The organism is Akkermansia muciniphila, from assembly GCF_018709685.1.
Lineage (GTDB): Bacteria > Verrucomicrobiota > Verrucomicrobiia > Verrucomicrobiales > Akkermansiaceae > Akkermansia > Akkermansia muciniphila_E.
Genome location: NZ_JABDHQ010000039.1, coordinates 1 through 733, shown reverse-complemented (window position 1 = coordinate 733; position 733 = coordinate 1). Strand labels below are relative to the sequence as shown.

Genomic DNA, 733 nt, shown 5'->3' with positions numbered 1-733 from the left:
GGCGGAGGCGTCCTGGCCTTCTTTTTTGGAGGAGGAATCCCACACGTTGGCCCACAGGTAGAGCTGATTCCAGGAGCCAATCGGACGGCTCTGCTCGGTCGGGCTCCCGTCCTCGGAGGTATATGGGCGCAGGCCTATATCCGAGGTGTCTCCGCGGAATTCCTCAGGCAGTTTTTCCTGGGAGAACATGATGTTCAAGTCCTTCTTCAATCCACCGAATTTAGAATCCGTCAAGAGGCTGGAAGAAACCAGGGAAATGTCATGGTAGACCTCTCCCAAGTCTTTCAGCCTGCCGTTTTTACTGTTGGCCAGGATGGCATCAAAAGAAATGAGTTTTCTGACGGTAGACATGTCGTTTCCGGAGCCCGAGGCCATCACGGAAGAAAGGTTGAGGGGTTCCAAATCCGGCCCGGGCGTGTCCCATGTGGAGCGCAGCACCGTCAAGGCGTCCGTGCTTTCTTCAGAGGCGTGCGGCATCAGGTTGATGCGCGCCTTCTGGTTTTCCCCCGTTACCCACCAGGCAATGTACTTGCGCATGTTGGCGTTCTTTTTCAATCCCAGGTTTTTGGAGTAGTCATCCACGCGCACCAGGCGGGCGTAGATTTCCTTATTGTCCTGGTTTTTAGCGCCTACGGGCGTTCCCACCGTGCCATGATTCACCAGGGGAACGGTGCGGAAATTCCGGTTGGAAAGGGAACGCTTGCCCAGCAGGTTCTTTCCGGCTTCCAGTGAG

At 55.7% G+C, this 733-nt stretch carries 1 pseudogene; it reads right to left on the bottom strand.

Going from position 1 to position 733, the window contains the following annotated elements:
* Positions 1 to 733, bottom strand: a pseudogene (locus HHJ06_RS11815) (hypothetical protein); the annotation flags it as partial.